The sequence below is a fragment of the Salinispora mooreana genome (assembly GCF_000379065.1).
Taxonomy (GTDB): Bacteria; Actinomycetota; Actinomycetes; order Mycobacteriales; family Micromonosporaceae; genus Micromonospora; species Micromonospora mooreana.
In genome coordinates, this window is record NZ_KB900614.1 from 3,124,804 (window position 1) to 3,138,922 (window position 14,119).

The window sequence follows — 14,119 nt, forward strand, 5'->3', positions numbered from 1 at the left end:
CACCTGCCAGGGTAGCGACCGGAGCGACGGCTCACGGCTGGGGATGCCGATCCACGGCGGTCAGACCACGCCCAATCATGGCCAACGTCCGGATGTCCAACCGGCCGTCGCCGAGCCCCAACTCCACCACTGCCCGATACACCTGGTCATCGCGGTTGGCCGCCCACACCGCCGCATCCACCACCGGCCGCCGCCGGGCAAGCCAGGCCGCAACCGAGCTGTGCCGCAGATGGCCACCGAGGCGACGACGAAGCGACGCGCTGTAGCGCCGAGCGGCCTGCTCCGGCGTACGGCTCGCCGCGGCACCGGCGAGTGCTCCGGAGAGCAGCGCGTAGAAGATCCCCTCCCCGGTAAACGGGTTGATCAACGAGAGCGCGTCGCCCGCCAGCACCGCCCGGCCGCGCCCCGGCACCGGTCGGTGGGTGGAGAGTGGCAGGTGGTGGGCCCGCAGGGCGGTAACGGCAGCCGGATCAACGCCGGGCAGCAACGCTGGAATCCGCGCGACGAGGTGCTCCCTGGTCAGCGACTCGCCCCGGAGTACCTCCCCGTACCCGACGTTCGCCAGTCCGTCGCCGATCGGGAAGGACCAGGCGTACGCCGGCCAGCGGGCGGCTGACGTGACGATGAGCTGCTCTGGTGGGCCGGGCTGTGCGGGCGCGTAGCCCCGGATCGCCAGGGCCAGGTGGCGGTCTGGGTTCGGGGGGTGCCCCAGCGCCCGGCGCACGATTGAGCTCGCACCATCGGCACCCACCACGGCCCGCCCGGCGATGTTTCCGTCGAGCACGACCCGGTCCGCCCGCACCTCGACCCGGCGTACCACGTGCCGGCGCAGCTGGGCGCCGGCCGCGACCGCCGCCGCGACCAGCCGAGCATCGAAAACGGTTCGGGGTACCGTGTACGCCGGGCGGGGCAGCGCCCGCGCCACCGCCGGGCCGCCCGGGGCGACCAGGCGAAGCGCGGGCAGCGGGGCGTAGCCGGCTACCGGGTCGGGTACGCCCAGCACGGCCAGGACATCCAGCGCGTGCGCGGCGATCCCGTCCCCGCAGGCCTTGTCCCGGGGAAAGTCGGCCCGATCCAGCAGGAGCACCCGGGCTCCCGTCTGGCGGGCGGCGAGGGCGGCGGCCGAACCCGCCGGCCCCGCCCCCACCACCACGACATCGAACTCGTCGTCCCCGTCAGCCGGCCCGGTCGCCACGTCGCGTCCCCTCTCCGCCGCCGAGCCACTGCTCTCGGCGGCCGTTGCAGGGATCATCCATCGCCCGCGGCCCCGGCCCAGCTACTTCCGCTACTTCTGCGGCTCCGCGTCGAGCCGAGCACGCAGTGCGTCCAGCTCGGCCCAGAGGACACCGGGCAGCTTGTCCCCGAACTTCTCAAACCACTCGGTGACCAACGGCAGTTCGGCCTGCCACTCGTTCGCGTCGACCTTCAGCGCGATCCGAATGTCTTCCGAGGTCATGTCCAGGCCCTCGACATCCAGCGCATCCTCGGCGGGAACCATGCCGATCGGGGTCTCCACGGCGTCGGCCCGGCCCTCGAGCCGCTCGACGATCCACTTCAGGACCCGGGAGTTCTCGCCGAACCCCGGCCAGAGGAAGCTGCCCTCGGCGTCCTTGCGGAACCAGTTGACGTAGTAGACGCTCGGCAGCTTCGACTCGTCGCCGCCGGCGCCCTTGCCCATCTCGATCCAGTGCCGGAAGTAGTCACCGGCGTGGTAGCCGATGAAGGGCAGCATCGCCATCGGGTCCCGACGCACGACACCGACCGCGCCCGAGGCCGCGGCGGTTGTCTCCGAGGAGAGCGTCGCACCCAGATAGACGCCGTGCACCCAGTCCCGCGCCTCGGTGACCAGTGGAACGGTGTCCCGCCGCCGGCCCCCGAAGAGGATCGCGTCAATCGGTACGCCGTTGGGGTCGTAGTAGTCCTCGGCCAGGATCGGGCACTGGGTGATCGGGGTGCAGAACCGGCTGTTGGCGTGCGAGGAGAGGCTGTCGCTCTCCGGCGTCCAGTCGTTGCCCTTCCAGTCGATGAGGTGCGTCGGGGGCTCGCCCATGCCCTCCCACCAGATGTCACCGTCGTCGGTGAGGGCCACGTTGGTGAAGATGGAGTTGCCGCGATCCAACGTCCGCATCGCGTTGGCGTTGGTCTTCCAGTCGGTACCGGGGGCGACCCCGAAGAGGCCGTACTCCGGGTTGACCGCGTAGAGGCGTCCGTCCGGGCCGAACCGCATCCAGGCGATGTCGTCGCCGATGGTCTCGACCTTCCAACCCGGAATGGTCGGCTCCAACATGGCGAGGTTGGTCTTGCCACAGGCCGACGGGAACGCCCCGGCGATGTGGTAGTCCTTCCCCTCCGGCGAGGTGATCTTGAGGATCAACATGTGCTCGGCGAGCCAGCCCTCGTCCCGCCCCATCACGCTGGCGATCCGCAGCGAGTAGCACTTCTTGCCGAGCAGCGAGTTGCCACCGTAGCCGGAGCCGTAGGACCAGATCTCCCGGGTCTCCGGGAAGTGCGAGATGTACTTCGTCTCGTTGCACGGCCAGGACACGTCCTGCTGACCCGGCGCGAGCGGCGCGCCAAGCGAGTGCAGCGCGTGTACGAAGTCCGCATCGTCGCCCATCGCCTCCAGGATCTTCGCGCCCATCCGGGTCATGATCCGCATCGAGGCGACCACGTACGGACTGTCAGTGATCTCGATGCCGAACATCGGCTTCTCGGCCTCAACCGGCCCCATGCAGAAGGGGATGACGTACATCGTGCGACCGCGCATGCAGCCGCGGTACAGCTCCGTCATCGTCTGCTTCATCTCGGCCGGCGCCATCCAGTTGTTGGTCGGGCCAGCGTCTGCCTCGTCCACCGAGCAGATGAAGGTGCGCTCCTCGACCCGCGCCACATCCGTCGGGTCGGTACGGGCGTAGAACGAGTTGGGCTTCTTCTCCGGATTGAGTCGGACCAGAGTGCCGGCCTCCACGAGTTCGTCGGTGAGACGACGCCACTCTTCTTCTGATCCGTCCGCCCAGACCACTCGGTCCGGGGTGGTCAGTTCCGCGATCTCACGGACCCAGGCAAGCAGTTTGGGGTGGGATGTCGGGGCCTGATCGATACCCCGAACAGTCGCCGGAGCAACCATGACACATCTCCTTGTGGTCGACACTGACCGGTCTATGGGATGCACGAGGCTTGACGGCGCGGTGCGTCGCCTACGTGAAACCTGGGATTGGCCTCAGCGTAAACCGGCTTGCGCCACCAGTCAGTGGGACTGGTTGTGAAGAACTGCACAAGGTACGGCCCGGCTGCGGCATCGCGAGCTAATACCCGCTTTCACGCGCAGTTTCACGCAAATCCGGTGACGAAACATCTGGCCCGTCGTCGTTCGGTCCGTCGAGTACCCGGCCCGCGCTTGGCGGGATCGCTCGGGAGACTCCGCTCGGCGCTGTTCCGCTCCGCTCATCACCACTGTCCGGATCAGCCATGCCGGCCGGTGCTACCCATGCCACGGGCCCACACCCGGTACGCTCGCTCGGTGGCAGCGACGATGACCGGGGAGCCCGGCTCCCGGCGGACCCGGCCGGGTCTGATCCACTCCCTGCTAGACCGGTTCGGTCACCTCGTCCACGAGTTGAGCAAGTTCGCCACTGTGGGCGGCGTCGCCTTCCTCGTCGACTTCGCCCTCTTCAACTTCCTGACCTCGATGCAGGAGGTCGAGCAGGTGACCGCGAAGACCATCTCCACGGTGGTGGCGGCGACCTTCGCCTTCCTCGGCAACCGGTTCTGGACGTGGCGACACCGCCGGGGCGGCAACCCAGCCCGCGAGTACGCGCTCTTCTTTATTTTCAACACCGTGGGCCTCGGTATCACCGTGGCGGTCCTGGCGGTCAGCCGCTACGGCCTGGGCCAGATCTGGCCGGAGGTCTTCCAGACCCCGCTGGCGGACAACATCGCCAGCTATCTCGTCGGCACCGGGCTGGCGACCCTCTTCCGGTTCTGGTCCTATCGACGGTTCGTCTTCGTACCAGCGGGAACTCCGGCCGCACCGGAAGCGAAGCACGACCGATACCGGGCGTGACCTGGCGCCCATCTCGCCAGGCCGGGACCGTCCCGGCCCAGTCAACTCGCCTAAGGTGTTCCGCATGCGTCTTGTCCGCCTCCTGCCCGAGCGCTGGCAGAAGTTCATCCACGAGGCGCTCAAATTCGGCATCGTCGGGGGCGTCAACACCGTCATCAATTACGCGGTGTTCAACGCCCTCGCACTCACCGTCTTCCAGGGCGGTGCGCTGAAGGCAACGGTCGTCGCCACCATCACGGCGACGATCACGTCGTACCTGATGAATCGTCACTGGACGTACCGTGATCGCCCGAAAACCGCGGTTCAGCGCGAATACATCCTTTTCTTCCTCTTTAACGGCGCAGGGCTCCTCATCGAGCTGGGCGTGCTGGCCGCGGCCAAGTACGGCCTCGGCGTGACCAGCCTGCTCGCCCTCAACCTCGCCAAGACGGCGGGTATCGTGCTGGCGACGCTGTTCCGGTTCTGGTCCTACCGGACGTTCGTCTTCCAGCCGGCGCCAGCGCCGGCCACGGACAACTGGCACAGCCTCCCCCGCGACGAGTGGGACACGATGGCCGAGATGGACCCGGTTGCAGAGCTGGCGGAATCGGTATCGGAGCTGGAAGAGAGCGCCCCACCACCGGGAACCCACCAACCGCACCGCACGCCGATCCAAGGCCTGACCATCCCGTTGGACGCCCGCCTCGACCTGGACCGGGAGCTGGCGGCCGAGCTCGCCGCGGAACTCCAGGCGAGCACCCGCCGATCCCGTCGCCCCTGACCGGACCCGTCGCCCCTGACCGCACCGGTTCCGGAGCCGGTGCGGCTCGGCCCACCCCGCGACGAGCCCACTCAGCCCGGTTCCCGTAGCGGCCCGCCGTCCTGGACCTCGGTCAGCCCCTCCCGAAGCTCGGCGTCGTCGGACGGCTGCCGGTCGTACTGTGCCTCCACCAGCTCGTAAAGGGTGGTCTGCACCCGCCCCACCTGCGGCACATCACCCAACACCGACCGCCCGCGTTCCCCAGCGGAGTCGATGGTCAGGGTGCCGCAGCCGAGCAGCCGCTCACTGAAGCGCTGCTGCATCGCATGGTCGGTGACCCGGGTGAGCGGGATGTCCCGGCGGCCCCGGGAGAGCACACCCCGCTGGATGAGCACCCGCTCGTTGGTGAACAGGTAGTGGGTCGCCTGCCAGACCAGCACCGGCCAGAGCGCGAACCAGAGCACGCCCACCAGCGCCAACCCGCCGAACAGCACCAACGCCACCGCCCGGCCAGCACCATCGGGAGTAAGCACCAGAACTGCCACCACCACCGCGATGGCAAGAACCGTCACCGCGACCGGCCGGACCAGGGCCTTCCAGTGCGGATGCAGGTGCAGCACGACGTGCTCGTCCTCGGTGAGCACGTCCTCAGGAAACGCCACGGGTACCTCCAGCGCAGATCGGACGCGCAGACCGTAACCGCTCACACCACCCCCACGACATCAGCCGCGCGGGCCGGACGACGACGGCCACTGCCGAGCGTGGGCTCCGCCGGGTCAGCAGGGGCCGTTCAGCGCAGGTGCAGAATGTCGCCGGCGGAGAGGTGTCGGGTGGCTTCCGGGGTGGCCACCACCAGCTGGCCGTCGGAGTCAACGTCGGTCGCCGTGCCGGTCAGCTCGCCACCATCGGGCAGCAGCACCCGGACCGGACGGTCCACGGTGGCACAGACGGCCAGGTACGCCGCTCGCAGGCCACTCGCCACCGCACTGCCGTCAGCAGCCCGCCAGCGCCCATACCAGTCAGCCAGCGACCGAAGCAGCGCCCGCAGCAACGGATCCCGATCGGTCGCCGCGGCACCGGCCAACTGCAGTGAGGTCGCCGGCAGACCGAGTGGGTTCGCCGGCAACTCCTCAGCACGAAGAGTCACGTTCAGACCGATGCCGAGAACGATCGCAGGGGGCGCGGCCCCGCCCGCCACCGGCACCCCCTCGGCCAGGATCCCGCCGCACTTCGCCGCACCGACGAGTAGATCGTTCGGCCACTTCAGGGTGGCCTCCAGCTCGGCCAGCCGGGTCACCGCCTCCACCAGCGCCACTCCGGAGAGCAGCGGCAGCCACCCGTACGCCGACGGTGGCACCGGTGCCCAGCCCCGCTCGGCCACCGCCTCCCCCGGCCGCAGCAGGACGCTGGTGGCGATGCCCGCCCGAGCCGGCGACTGCCAGTCGCGGCCCCGCCGGCCCCGCCCCGCACGCTGCCGCTCCGCGACCAGTACCAGGCCCTCCGGCTCCCCCGAGCGGGCGTACTCGGCCACGTCTGCATTGGTCGAACCGGTCTCGGCGAGAAGCTCCAGCCGGGCCCACGGACCATGCGGCGCGACCAACGCGCGGCGCAGCCGCACCACCGACAGCGGTGGGCGGTCCAGATCCGTGTACGGGGAACCCAGCATCCCGCCAGCCTACGGCCCTCCCGATGACAGGTGGTGAGGCGTACTGCACAGCGGCACCGAGCTGAACCATCGCTATATTCCCTTGGTGACTACCGAGACCGGGACCAACATCCACAGCACCGCGGGCAAGCTGGCGGACCTGGAGCGTCGGATCGACGAGGCGGTGCACGCCGGATCGGCGCGCGCCGTGGACAAACAGCACGCACGGGGCAAGAGGACCGCGCGGGAGCGGATCGAACTACTCCTCGACCCCGGCTCCTTCGTCGAACTGGACGAGCTGGCCCGACACCGGTCCACCAACTTCGGACTGGGGAAAACCCGCCCCTACGGCGACGGCGTCATCACCGGCTACGGGACCATCGACGGCCGCCAGATCTGCGTCTTCGCGCAGGACTTCACGGTCTTCGGCGGCTCCCTCGGCGAGGTCTTCGGCGAGAAGATCGTCAAGGTGATGGACCTGGCCATGAAGATCGGGTGCCCGGTCATCGGAATCAACGACTCCGGCGGTGCCCGAATTCAGGAGGGCGTCGCCTCGCTCGGCCTCTACGGCGAGATCTTCTTCCGCAACGTACGGGCCAGTGGCGTCATCCCACAGATCTCGCTCATTCTCGGCCCGTGCGCGGGCGGCGCCGTCTACTCACCGGCGGTCACCGACTTCACCGTGATGGTTGACCAGACCTCGCACATGTTCATCACCGGCCCAGACGTGATCAAGACCGTCACCGGTGAGGACGTCGCCATGGAGGAGCTGGGCGGCGCCCGTACCCACAACTCGCGTAGCGGCAACGCGCACTACCTCGCCACCGACGAGGAGGACGCGATCGAGTACGTCCGGGCGCTGCTGTCGTACCTGCCGTCGAACAACCTGGACGAGCCGGTCACGTACCCGGTCGACATGGATCTCGAGATCAGTGACGAGGACCGGGAGCTGGACACCCTCATCCCGGACTCGGCGAACCAGCCATACGACATGCACCAGGTCATCGAGCACGTCCTCGACGGGGGTGAGTTCCTCGAGGTACAGCCGCTGTACGCACAGAACCTGATCGTCGGCTACGGCCGGGTCGAGGGCCGCCCGGTCGGCGTGGTCGCGAACCAGCCCATGCACTTCGCCGGCACGCTGGACATCGCCGCGTCGGAGAAGGCCGCGCGCTTCGTCCGCACCTGCGACGCGTTCAACATTCCGGTTCTCACCTTCGTGGACGTACCCGGCTTCCTCCCCGGCACCAGCCAGGAGTGGGAGGGCATCATCCGCCGGGGTGCGAAGCTCATCTACGCGTACGCCGAGGCCACCGTCGGCAAGGTCACCGTCATCACCCGCAAGGCGTACGGCGGCGCGTACGACGTCATGGGCTCCAAGCACCTCGGCGCCGACCTGAACTTCGCCTGGCCGACCGCACAGATCGCGGTGATGGGGGCGCAGGGGGCGGTCAACATCCTGCACCGGCAGGAGCTGGCCGGCGCCGCCGACCCGGCGGCACGGCGTGCTGAGCTGATCACCGAATACGAGGACACACTCGCCAACCCGTACATCGCCGCGGAGCGCGGGTACATCGACTCGGTCATCCCGCCGCACGAAACCCGGGCGCAGATCGTCCGCGCGCTGCGGGTGCTGCGCACCAAGCGCGAGACCCTTCCCCCGAAGAAGCACGGCAACATCCCGCTGTAGGTGTGCGGTCCGTCGGGGCTCAGCAGGGCGGGCTGGCAGCGATGCACATCCGACGGGCTGCCACGTCGGCGAGGCGGACCAGTTCCGCCTCGCCGGCCATGCTGACGAAAAGCACCGTCACCAGGTCACCGACGCGCAGCACGACCCGCAGCTCCGGTGAGTTCACCACGGTCTGCAGCTCACCGGTTGCGGGGTTGGGGAGCAAAGAGGACGAGTGCCGCAGCAGAAGCGACTCGTCACCGGCGAAGCCCACCCGCGGGGTGTCCCAGCGGTGCACCGTCCGCACGTTGAGCCCACTGCCTTCGTAGTCGGCCGCCCAGACCTCGCCCTGCTGAGGGCAGGCAACGATCGTCTGCCGGAACTCGGCGAAGAAGCGCGCCGCGCCATCGTCGCGGAACCGATACAGATCCTGCACGACCAGGATGTCACCGAGCCGGTCGGGGCCGCCGGCCGACCACCGCAGCAACGTCTGCGACCGGCTCATCCATGCCTCCGCCTCCGGGCCCGGACCACATCGGTCGCGCCCGAGCCCCAACGTGACGGTCCCGCCCGCAGCGGCCTCGTTGAGGCGCAGGTCGGTGCGCACCACCAGGTCCGACTGTTGGATGAAGAGCTCGGGCGGAAGGCCGGAGCGCACCACCGCAACCTGCCCGGCGGGCGACGCCGGGGTGCTGCCCACCGCCGCCGGAGCCGGAGCCGGAGTGGACGTTTGGTAGCCCGAGGGACGGTTGACCACCGCGATGGTGGCCACCGCCAGGGTCCCCACCAGGACGGCCCCCGCCAACAGGGCGGTACGTCGGCTGCGACGGCGAGCCCGGGCACGGAGCTCCGCCGCCTGCGGCCAACGGACGTCGCGCAGGGCACGTTGCATCGGCTCGACGACGCTCATCTCGTCACGCATCGACCGCCTCCTCCAGATCGGCGACGGCAAGTAGCCCGGCGAGAGCGGCCCGGCCGCGAGACAGCCGGGCCTTTACGGTGCCGACCGGGGCGTTGGTCTCCCGGGCGACCTCGACGACGGGCATTCCCACCAGGTAGTAGAGCGCGATCGCGATGCGCTGCTCCTCGGGCAGCCGGCGCAGCGCGGCGACCACCGCCACCGTGTCGGTGCTTGGTGCCGGGACGCTCTCGGCGGCACCGTGCCGCAGGTACGCCCGAGCGCGGCTGCGTAGGCTGCGCCATCGGCTGACCGCGATCCGGCTCGCCACCACCCGTACCCACGCCTCCGGGTCGTCGTACCCGCTCACCGTTGACCAGCGCTGCCAGGCCCGGATGTACGCCTCCTGGACCGCGTCCTGGGCCTCGGTGAGATCACCGGTGAGCATGTACACGAAGCCGAGCAGCCGCTGCCGGCTCCCCCGATAGAACTCGTCGAACCCCTCGACATCTGGCACCTGGCTACCTCCCGTGGCGGTCGCAGGGGACACGCACCAGCGCCGGCCCCGGGTTGCCGGCAGCCCCCGACGATTCCGCCGCGACTGGGCCATCCCGGCCGGTCTGGCTCAGCCGGTCAGCCCGTACCCGGTCAGGACCGGGCCGGCCAACAGAGCCGCGCCGAAGCCCAGCACGGCCAGGTTGACCAGGGCGAACACCGTGACCCAGAAGAACGCGGGGAAGGGGGTGATACCGGCGAGTTGGTCGGCGTCGGAGGCGGGCATCCGGCCGCGGGCGCGTAGCCGTTGCAGCTCGACCACCGGGCGGAGACCGCCGAGCAGCAGGAACCACACCCCGGTGTACGCGAACGCCGCCTGCACCTGCGGTGCGGCGTACCAGGAGACGGCGAGTACGAGCCCCCCGGTGACCAGCAACGACAGCACTCCGAAGACGTTGCGGATCAGGACCAGCATGGCCAGCAGCAGCGCCACGGCGATCCACAACAGCAGGGTGATCCGGTTTCCACCGAGGATCCCGGCGCCGGCGAGCCCGACCAGCGGTGGGGCCAGGTACCCGGCGAGCAGGGTGATCGCCATGCCAAGACCGGTGGGACGGCCGGCGGAGAGGGTGAGCCCGGAGGTGTCCGAGTGCAGCCGGATGCCGTGCAGGCGACGGCCGGTGCACAGTGCGGCCAGGGCGTGCCCGCCCTCGTGGGCGATGGTCACCGCGTTGCGGGCGATCCGCCAGGGTCGACCGGTGCTGACCACGACCAGCGCCCCCAGCCCGGTGAGCAGCACCAGCAGCGGCGGCGGGTCCGGTTGCGCGCTGAGCAGCGTGTCCCAGATACCGGTCAGACCGTCGATCGACACCATGGGCGGGGAGCCTACCGCCCTCGTCCCGGCCGGCTCCCGGCCCGATCTGGCCGCCCTTGGCCGCCCGGGACGAGATCAGCTACGCACCGGCACAAACCCGGCGGCGATGATCTCAAAGATCGACTCGTTCGCCGCCCAGTCGCTCTCCGGGCAGTCCCAGCGGATCGCGTACCCCTTGTCGGGCGCGGTCACGAAGCCACGATTGCGGACGTGCATCTGACGTCCGTAATCGTCATCGAAGATCCACTCCCAGTCGGCGGCCTCATCCCAGTAGTTGATGGAAACAATCTTGACGTGCTGGTAGCCGCGGTAGGTACCGCGTCGGGCAGCCTCCTGCTTACGCCAGTCGGCCTCGGCATCGTCCAATGGCGTCGTCGTCTGGTCGATAAGCAGGGCTCGCCCCTGACCATCGGAGAACCGGACCCGATAGTCCTCCGACCCTCGACCCCATTGCCGGCGATAGTCCAGGTGAAACCCCGGCGGCACCGGCACCACGAATCCCGTGGCGTCCTGGTGTAGCTTCCAGCCGGCCGGTAGGGCTGCGCCCGCCGTGCCGTTCGGCGTCGGGCTGGCGCTGGTCGGCGCGGGCCTCGTTGCCGCCGGGGCGCTCGAAGCCGAGCTGGCCGGAGGCGTGGTGGTCGCGGCACCGGTCGCGACGGCACCCGGATCCGCTCCGTCATCCTCCGTGGCGAGCTGGGGATAGGCCACCACGAGACCGAGCAGAAGCAGGACCACCACGGCACCGATCACCACGTTACGACGGGTGGCGTAACGCCTCGTACCGACGGCGGGCCCACCGGGCGGGGGCACGGGTGATGCCGGGGCAGCCGACAGCACACCGAGCTTCGCGGTCGGGGCGGCGTCAGCTCGGTCCACCGGCGGGGTGACCGGCGCGGTCGGGCCGGCGTCAGCTCGGTCCACCGGCGGGTTGACCGGCGCGGTCGGGCCGGCGCCGGTGACCTTCGCGGTGGGGGCGGCATCGGCCGGCGGCTCGACCGCCGGTTGCGCTGCCGGGGATGACGGCGGAGCTGCCGGTGGGGCCGGCACCGGGGTTTCGGGCAGCTTCGACGCCGGTCGCGGCGCCGGCACCACCGCCGGCCCCCGCCCCTCGCGACGGTTCGGCCCGGGCCGGCGTACGCCGGACAGCAGCGGGATGAGCTGCGAACGCTTGCCGCCGGCTCGGCGCAGTAACCGCTCCGTCACCTCGGCGGTGATCCGATCGGTCGGATCCTTGCGCAGCAGGCCGTTCAGTACCGGGCGCAGCGGGCCGGCGTTCTTCGGTGGTGGCGGCGGCTCAGTGGCCAGCGCCGCGAGGGTGCCGATCGCCGAGGGGCGCGCATACGGCGACTTGCCCTCAACCGCCGCGTACAGGGTCGCGCCCAGCGACCAGAGGTCCGCCTCCGGCCCAGCGGTGCCGTCCCGCGCCCGCTCCGGGGCGATGTAGGCGGGCGAGCCGAGCACCATGCCGGTGCGGGTGACGTTCGGGTCGCCTGGGACGGTGGCGAGCCCGAAGTCGGTCAGCACCACCCGCCCGTCATCGCCGAGCAGGACGTTGCCGGGCTTGACGTCACGGTGCATCACACCCGCCTTGTGCGCCGCCCGCAGCGCACCAAGCACCCCGAGGCCGATCTGCACCGCCTGGGCCGGCGGCACCGGCCCCTGCTCGGTGAGGGTGTCCTGGAGGGACTTCGACGCCACGTACTCCATCACGATCCACGGGTCGCCGTCGGTGCGCAGCACGTCAAAGATGCGGACGACGTTGACATGATTGAGTCGGGCGATGGCCCGCGCCTCGCGGAGCGAGCGCTCCCGCATCTCGCGGCGCTCCTCGTCAGTGAGGCTGGGCGGCGGAACCAGCTCCTTGATCGCCACAGTTCGGTGCAGCACCTCGTCTTGCGCCTTCCACACCCGACCCATGCCGCCCTGGCCAAGCGGCGACATAAGCCGGTATCGGCCAGCGACAAGCTCTGGAAGTGCGTTCGACATCGCTGAAACGGTACCCGGCGGCGGCGGCGGTAACTCGGGCGGCACGCCACCACGCAACGAAGATCCAAACTCCACGCGTACGCTGACGCCATGTCTGCCGAGGAGCCACTGTTCCGCGTCGTTCACGGCACGCCGACGGCCGAGGAGTTGGCCGCCCTGGTGGGCGCGATCGTCGTTCGTCCCAGGCCGGCGACAACCCCCGCCCCAGCTACGGTTTCGGCCTGGGCACGCGGCGCCCGTCCCGCCAGCACCGGCCACGCCGCCGGCCCGGACGCCTGGCGCGCTTCCGGCCTGCCCCGCTGACGACGACCCACGCCACGGCAGTACCACGAGGCGATTCAGCCCGGACGTCTCGTCCGATATGCACCGACTCCCCGGGCTGCAACTCCCATACCGCACCCGCTACCCTCACTCATGGAGACGGCGCGGTAACGGACAGGGAGGGACGATGGTCGAGGAGGGTGAGGGTCGTCCAACGCCCCGGTCCGCCGCGGCAGACCCGAGGTCAGCTCCCCCCGGGCCCCTCGCACCCCCGTCGCCAACGCCGCCCGGAGCTGCCCCCAACCCCACGCCGGCACCGTCGAAGAACCGGGCCACTCCGATGCCCGGCAGCACCGACCCGAGCCCGGGATCGGGATGCCCCTCCCCCAGCGACGGCCCGCCGCGCCGCCCCCGCAGCGGAGTGATCGGCGGTGGCGGCGCGGGCACCGCACCGACCGGCGGAGCCGGTTCGCGCCCGGGGGGTGGCAAGGGCCTCCCCAGCGGGCCTGCCATCCCGCCCTTCGGGGCCGCACCGGGACCCTCGACACCGACTGACCCCCCGCGGGGGCCGGCGGACCACGCCAACTCCGAGGGGGCGCCGCGTACCGAGGATCTCGATCATCAGCGGGAGACAGACCAGGGGGTGGATCCGGCGCTCCGTCCACCGAAGGACGAAGGGCCGACCGGCACCGGCCCCGCCATCGGCTGCACCAATTGATGGTGCTGACCGCCCGTCCCGGTCTCGTCGCGGTGATCCCGCCGGCAGGGGCATCCGCTTCCCCAGCGCCGGAGACGAAGCGGGTAACGTCGGCGTCGTGCCTGGATCTCCGCCGCTTCGTCTCGTCCTCGCCTCCGCGAGCCCTGCCCGCCGTAAGACCCTCCAGGCAGCCGGGATCGAGCCGGAGGTGTTGGTCAGCGGCGTTGACGAGTCCCTCGTGGCCAGCGATCGCGCGGATGGACTCTGCCTTGAGCTGGCCCGGTTGAAGGCGCAGGCGGTCCTGCCCCGGCTGCTCCCGGCCCAGGACCAGCGCACCCTGGTGATCGGATGCGACTCGGTGCTGGACTTCGACGGCCAGATTCTCGGCAAGCCCGCCGATGAGACCGACGCCATCCGCCGGTGGGGGCGGATGCGGGGGCGCAGCGGAGTCCTGCACAGTGGGCACTGCCTCATTGACGTAGCGGCCGACCGACGGGCGGAGGCCGTCGCCGCCACCACCGTGCACTTCGCCGCGGTGAGTGACGACGAGATCGCCACGTACGTCAACACGGGGGAGCCCCTGGCAGTGGCCGGCGCGTTCACGATCGACGGATTGGGTGGGCCGTTCGTGGAGCGGATCGAGGGCGATCCCGGCACGGTGGTGGGCCTCTCCCTGCCGCTGCTGCGCCGTCTCCTGGCCGAGCTGGATCTGCAGATCACCGACCTGTGGAGCCGGAGCACATCGAGCGCCGCGCGCTAGTCGCCTCGGCTGCCGCAGAGCCACACCCTGGA

At 70.3% G+C, this 14,119-nt stretch carries 13 protein-coding genes; 5 read left to right on the plus strand and 8 right to left on the minus strand.

Features of this window, described 5'->3' with window-relative positions; all coding sequences use genetic code 11:
• Positions 1–31: 31 nt before the first annotated feature.
• A complete protein-coding gene (locus SALPAC6_RS0114915; protein WP_026189689.1) occupies positions 32–1,252 on the minus strand; it encodes a geranylgeranyl reductase family protein in 1,221 nt (406 codons plus the stop codon).
• 33 nt (positions 1,253–1,285) lie between these two features.
• Positions 1,286–3,127, minus strand: a complete 1,842-nt coding sequence (locus SALPAC6_RS0114920) for a phosphoenolpyruvate carboxykinase (GTP) (protein ID WP_018254199.1) — start codon at positions 3,125–3,127, stop codon at positions 1,286–1,288.
• A 135-nt stretch (positions 3,128–3,262) separates the two neighbouring features.
• Here SALPAC6_RS0114920 and SALPAC6_RS26040 point away from each other — a divergent pair, with 135 nt between their 5' ends.
• Positions 3,263–4,063 (plus strand): GtrA family protein, encoded by an 801-nt coding sequence (locus SALPAC6_RS26040; RefSeq protein ID WP_033666392.1) that lies wholly within the window; start codon positions 3,263–3,265, stop codon positions 4,061–4,063.
• 64 nt (positions 4,064–4,127) lie between these two features.
• Positions 4,128–4,823, plus strand: a complete 696-nt coding sequence (locus SALPAC6_RS0114930; protein ID WP_018254201.1) for a GtrA family protein — start codon at positions 4,128–4,130, stop codon at positions 4,821–4,823.
• A gap of 71 nt (positions 4,824–4,894) precedes the next feature.
• On the opposite strand, the gene SALPAC6_RS0114935 is transcribed toward SALPAC6_RS0114930, so the two are convergent.
• A complete protein-coding gene (locus tag SALPAC6_RS0114935; protein WP_018254202.1) occupies positions 4,895–5,464 on the minus strand; it encodes a PH domain-containing protein in 570 nt (189 codons plus the stop codon).
• A gap of 128 nt (positions 5,465–5,592) precedes the next feature.
• Entirely contained in the window at positions 5,593–6,468 is an 876-nt protein-coding gene (locus SALPAC6_RS0114940) for a biotin--[acetyl-CoA-carboxylase] ligase (RefSeq protein ID WP_018254203.1), read from the minus strand.
• A gap of 85 nt (positions 6,469–6,553) precedes the next feature.
• Here SALPAC6_RS0114940 and SALPAC6_RS0114945 point away from each other — a divergent pair, with 85 nt between their 5' ends.
• Positions 6,554–8,137, plus strand: a complete 1,584-nt coding sequence (locus SALPAC6_RS0114945; RefSeq protein ID WP_018254204.1) for an acyl-CoA carboxylase subunit beta — start codon at positions 6,554–6,556, stop codon at positions 8,135–8,137.
• 19 nt (positions 8,138–8,156) lie between these two features.
• On the opposite strand, the gene SALPAC6_RS0114950 is transcribed toward SALPAC6_RS0114945, so the two are convergent.
• From SALPAC6_RS0114950 to SALPAC6_RS0114965, 4 genes are all read right to left on the minus strand, one after another.
• The gene (locus SALPAC6_RS0114950; RefSeq protein WP_018254205.1) at positions 8,157–9,038 is read right to left on the minus strand and encodes a hypothetical protein; all 882 of its coding nucleotides are present in this window, start codon (positions 9,036–9,038) and stop codon (positions 8,157–8,159) included.
• On the minus strand, positions 9,031–9,531 hold the full coding sequence (locus SALPAC6_RS0114955) for a SigE family RNA polymerase sigma factor (protein WP_018254206.1): 501 nt from the start codon (positions 9,529–9,531) through the stop codon (positions 9,031–9,033). Before SALPAC6_RS0114955 ends, SALPAC6_RS0114950 begins: the two co-directional genes overlap by 8 nt.
• A 108-nt stretch (positions 9,532–9,639) precedes the next feature.
• Positions 9,640–10,383 (minus strand): M50 family metallopeptidase, encoded by a 744-nt coding sequence (locus tag SALPAC6_RS0114960; protein WP_018254207.1) that lies wholly within the window; start codon positions 10,381–10,383, stop codon positions 9,640–9,642.
• A 75-nt stretch (positions 10,384–10,458) separates the two neighbouring features.
• Positions 10,459–12,369 (minus strand): serine/threonine-protein kinase, encoded by a 1,911-nt coding sequence (locus SALPAC6_RS0114965; protein ID WP_026189690.1) that lies wholly within the window; start codon positions 12,367–12,369, stop codon positions 10,459–10,461.
• A 90-nt stretch (positions 12,370–12,459) separates the two neighbouring features.
• On the opposite strand from SALPAC6_RS0114965, the gene SALPAC6_RS27845 reads away from it, so the two are divergent.
• Complete coding sequence (locus SALPAC6_RS27845; RefSeq protein WP_026189691.1) at positions 12,460–12,672, plus strand: acyl-CoA carboxylase subunit epsilon; 213 nt, start codon at positions 12,460–12,462, stop codon at positions 12,670–12,672.
• Positions 12,673–13,445: 773 nt separating this feature from the next.
• A complete protein-coding gene (locus SALPAC6_RS26045) occupies positions 13,446–14,087 on the plus strand; it encodes a Maf family protein (protein WP_080636064.1) in 642 nt (213 codons plus the stop codon).
• Positions 14,088–14,119: the final 32 nt, after the last annotated feature.

Excerpts from the sequence above, each read along its gene's own strand:
- SALPAC6_RS0114915 (WP_026189689.1), bottom strand. The coding sequence starts at position 1,252 with ATGATCCCTGCAACGGCCGCCGAGAGCAGTGGCTCGGCGGCGGAGAGG.
- SALPAC6_RS0114920 (WP_018254199.1), bottom strand. The coding sequence starts at position 3,127 with ATGGTTGCTCCGGCGACTGTTCGGGGTATCGATCAGGCCCCGACATCC.
- SALPAC6_RS0114930 (WP_018254201.1), top strand. The coding sequence starts at position 4,128 with ATGCGTCTTGTCCGCCTCCTGCCCGAGCGCTGGCAGAAGTTCATCCAC.
- SALPAC6_RS0114940 (WP_018254203.1), bottom strand. The coding sequence starts at position 6,468 with ATGCTGGGTTCCCCGTACACGGATCTGGACCGCCCACCGCTGTCGGTG.
- SALPAC6_RS0114950 (WP_018254205.1), bottom strand. The coding sequence starts at position 9,038 with ATGCGTGACGAGATGAGCGTCGTCGAGCCGATGCAACGTGCCCTGCGC.
- SALPAC6_RS0114960 (WP_018254207.1), bottom strand. The coding sequence starts at position 10,383 with ATGGTGTCGATCGACGGTCTGACCGGTATCTGGGACACGCTGCTCAGC.
- SALPAC6_RS0114965 (WP_026189690.1), bottom strand. The coding sequence starts at position 12,369 with ATGTCGAACGCACTTCCAGAGCTTGTCGCTGGCCGATACCGGCTTATG.
- SALPAC6_RS27845 (WP_026189691.1), top strand. The coding sequence starts at position 12,460 with ATGTCTGCCGAGGAGCCACTGTTCCGCGTCGTTCACGGCACGCCGACG.